This window comes from Pseudoprimorskyibacter insulae, assembly GCF_900302505.1.
Lineage (GTDB): Bacteria > Pseudomonadota > Alphaproteobacteria > Rhodobacterales > Rhodobacteraceae > Pseudoprimorskyibacter > Pseudoprimorskyibacter insulae.
Window position 1 is genome coordinate 1 of record NZ_OMOJ01000024.1, and the last position, 1,791, is coordinate 1,791.

A 1,791-nucleotide genomic window follows, 5' to 3' on the forward strand; every position below is an offset into this window, starting at 1 on the left:
GCGGTTCATTCTGTTATCGATGAGGTCATCGACGACGGAAGGGTCTGCGAGGGTGGAGGTGTCTCCGAGAGCGCCGTAGTCGTTTTCGGCGATTTTGCGCAGGATGCGGCGCATGATTTTGCCCGAGCGGGTTTTCGGCAGGCCGGGGGCCCACTGGATCAGGTCGGGGCTGGCGATGGGGCCGATTTCCGTGCGGACCCAGGTGCGCAGTTCTTTGCGCAGCTCGTCCGACGGTTCAACGCCGTTCATCAGGGTGACATAGCAATAGATGCCCTGGCCCTTGATTTCATGCGGGTAGCCGACCACCGCGGCCTCGGCCACTTTGGCATGGGCGACCAGCGCCGATTCCACCTCGGCGGTGCCCATACGGTGACCCGAGACGTTGATCACATCGTCCACGCGGCCGGTGATCCAATAGTCGCCATCGGCGTCACGGCGGCAGCCGTCACCCGAGAAGTAGTAGCCTCTGTAGTCCGAGAAATAGGTCTTCTCGAACCGGTCATGATCGCCCCAGACGGTGCGCATCTGGCCCGGCCAGCTGTCTTTCAGCGCCAGAACGCCCTCAGTCGGGACCGAGTGGATTTCTTCACCCGATTGCGGATCCAGAACCACCGGCTGCACACCAAAGAACGGCTTCATCGCCGAGCCCGGTTTCAGCGCATGCGCCCCCGGCAGCGGGGTCAGCAGGTGCCCGCCGGTTTCCGTTTGCCACCATGTGTCGACGATGGGGCAGCGGCCCTGACCCACAACCTCATTGTACCAGTTCCAGGCTTCGGGGTTGATCGGTTCGCCCACGGTGCCCAGGATTCGCAGTGAGCTTAGGTCCGATCCGGTTACGAAGTCGTTACCCTGGCCCATCAACGCGCGAATCGCGGTCGGCGCGGTGTAGAACTGGTTGACCTTGTGCTTTTCGCAGACCTGCCAAAAACGCGACGCGTCCGGATAGGTCGGAACGCCTTCGAACATGACGGTGGTCGCGCCGTTGGCCAAGGGCCCGTAAACAATGTAGGAATGCCCGGTGACCCAGCCCACGTCGGCGGTACACCAGAAGATGTCGCCCTCGTGATAATCGAAGACATATTGGTGCGTCATGGCCGCGTAAACCAAATATCCACCACTTGAGTGCACAACACCCTTGGGCTGACCGGTCGAGCCCGAGGTGTAGAGAATAAAGAGAGGATCTTCGGCATTTATTTCGGCCGGGGCGGAGTAGTCATTCGCCTCAAGCGCCATCTCGTTATAGTCAAAATCGCGGCCATCGATCCAGGTGGTCTGGTCGCCGGTGCGCTTGACCACAAGGCATTTCACCGTGTCCTTGCAATGCAGCAGGGCGGCATCGGCGTTGGACTTCAGCGCCGTCTTGCGGCCGCCGCGCGGGGCGGTATCGGCGGTGATGATGACCTTGGCGTCCGAGCCGTTCACACGGGCGGCCAGCGCATCAGGCGAGAAGCCCGCGAAAACGATCGAGTGGATGGCGCCGATGCGCGCACAGGCCAGCATGGCATAGGCCGCTTCGGGGATCATCGGCAGATAGATGACCACGCGGTCGCCTTTGCGCACGCCCATGGTCTCAAGGATGTTGGCCATCTTGCACACGCTTTTGTGCAGGGCCTTGTAGGTGATGTGCTGGGCCGGCTCATTGGGGTCGTCCGGCTCAAAGATAATGGCGGTCTGGTCGCCGCGGGTCTCAAGGTGGCGGTCCACACAGTTGGCCGCAACGTTCAGCGTGCCATCGGCAAACCAGTTGATCTTGACCTGACCAAGCGTGAAATCAACGTCCTTGACCTGCGT

At 61.4% G+C, this 1,791-nt stretch carries 1 protein-coding gene; it reads right to left on the minus strand.

Annotated features, from left to right (window positions below; all coding sequences use genetic code 11):
• Positions 1-1,791: acetate--CoA ligase (gene acs, locus PRI8871_RS19385; protein WP_108887811.1), on the minus strand; the 1,791-nt coding region annotated here is incomplete at both ends.